General features: G+C 65.4%; 2 protein-coding genes. Both read left to right on the forward strand.

Annotated features, from left to right (window positions below):
* Positions 1 to 212 precede the first annotated feature (212 nt).
* The gene (locus Q0S71_RS27340) at positions 213 to 1,373 is read left to right on the forward strand and encodes an ATP phosphoribosyltransferase regulatory subunit (RefSeq protein WP_296002979.1); all 1,161 of its coding nucleotides are present in this window, start codon (positions 213 to 215) and stop codon (positions 1,371 to 1,373) included.
* Between the two features lie 4 nt (positions 1,374 to 1,377).
* Positions 1,378 to 2,078: adenylosuccinate synthetase (locus Q0S71_RS27345; protein ID WP_296002983.1), on the forward strand; the 701-nt coding region annotated here is incomplete at its 3' end.

Raw genomic sequence — 2,078 nt, forward strand, 5'->3', positions numbered from 1 at the left:
CATTCGAAACCGTGGTCTGACCCCGGTTTCGTTGGCGCGAGCTCTCCACGCCCCAAACCGCGCATCCGCGCCCACTTTGCCGCCCGCCCGCGCGAATTTATCCTCTCCCGCCGCATTTTCGCGTAAAATATCAGGTTCGGCCGTTTGCTTGCTGTTGTGCGCAGTCGCGCCTCAGTGTTTATTTTTCCTTAATCTGCGTATTCAGTCCCCCCATGCCGAATTGGCTTTTGCCTGAAAATATAGCCGACGTTTTGCCGTCGGAAGCGCGCAAGATTGAAGAGCTGCGCCGGTCGATGCTGGATAATTTCCGTCTCTACGGTTATGAACTGGTGATGCCGCCGCTGCTCGAATATCTGGAATCGCTGCTGACCGGCGCCGGCCAGGATACGGACCTGCGCACCTTCAAGCTGGTCGACCAGATTTCCGGTCGCCTGCTGGGCCTGCGCGCCGACATGACGATACAGGTCGCGCGCATCGACGCGCACCTGTTGAACCGCACGTCGGTCACGCGGCTGTGCTACGCCGGCAGCGTGCTGCACACCCGTCCGTCGGGCCTGCACGCGACCCGCGAGCCCTTGCAGATCGGCGCCGAAATCTATGGCCACGCCGGCCTCGAAGCGGACGCCGAGATCCAGGAGCTGGCGCTGGCCTCGCTGGCGCTGGCCGGTTTCGATGAGGTCCGGCTCGACCTGTCGCACGTCGGCGTGCTGCGCGCCATCATCGCCGACGACGCCGCCGCCCAAAAAGACGAGGCGGCGCTGTACCTGGCGCTGCGCGCGAAGGACGTGCCGGCCTTGAACGAATTGACGGCGCGCTATGCGCCGCCGGTGCGCGCCGCCTTGCTGGCGCTGCCGAATTTATATGGCGACGTCGACGTGTTGAAGCGCGCGCGCGACGTGCTGCCCGATTTGCCCGGCATCGCCAAGGCGCTGGCCGAACTGGCGGCGCTGGCCGGATCGGCCATCGGCCGCGCCGAGGTGGCGATCGACCTGGCCGACCTGCGCGGCTACCAGTACGAGAGCGGCGCGATGTTCGCGCTCTACGTGCCGGGCTTGCCGAACGCGGTGGCGCGCGGCGGGCGCTACGACCACGTCGGCGAAGCGTTCGGCCGGGCCCGGCCCGCGACCGGCTTCTCGCTCGACTTGCGCGAACTGGCGCGGCTGCTGCCGACGGCGGAACGCAAGCATTCGATCCGGGCGCCGTGGGGCAATGCGCCGGAACTGAAAGAAAAAATCGCCGCCCTGCGCAAGGCTGGCGAAGTCGTGATCCAGAGTATGCCGGGTCACAGCAACGAGCAGGACGAGTTCGAGTGCGATCGCGCGCTGGTCCTCGCCGACAATGGCAGTAACTGGATTCTTAAAACCTTAGGTTAGTATGATGTCAAAGAAAAACATGGCAAAGAACGTCGTCGTTATCGGTACCCAGTGGGGCGATGAGGGCAAGGGCAAAATCGTCGACTGGCTGACCGATCACGCGCAAGGCGTGGTGCGCTTCCAGGGCGGCCACAACGCCGGCCACACGCTGGTCATCGGCGGCGTCAAGACGGCGCTGCAACTGATCCCGTCGGGCATCATGCGCCCGGGCGTGGCCTGCTACATCGGCAACGGCGTGGTGGTGTCGGTGCTGGACGTGCTGCGTGAAATCGACAAGCTGCAAGCGGTCGGCGTCGAAGTGGCGTCGCGCCTGAAGATCTCGGAAGCGTCGCCGGTCATTTTCCCTTACCACTCGGCGCTCGACGCGGCCCGCGAAGCGGCACGCGGCGCGGCCAAGATCGGCACCACCGGCAAGGGCATCGGCCCGGCCTACGAAGACAAAGTGGCACGCCGCGCGATCCGCATCGCCGACCTGCTCAACGAGACGCGCCTGGCCGAAAAGCTGGCCGAGACCCTCGACTACCATAACTTCGTGCTCGAGCATTATCTGAAGGCGCCGCGAGTCGACTATCAGAAGACCCTCGACGACGCGCTGGCCTACGTGCCGCGCCTGCGTCCGATGGTGGCCGACGTCTCCAGCGCGCTGTACGCCGCGCACAAGGCCGGCGCCAACCTGCTGTTCGAGGGCGCGCAAGGCTCGCTGCT

Source organism: Rugamonas sp. (genome assembly GCF_025354735.1).
Classification (GTDB): Bacteria; Pseudomonadota; Gammaproteobacteria; order Burkholderiales; family Burkholderiaceae_D; genus Rugamonas.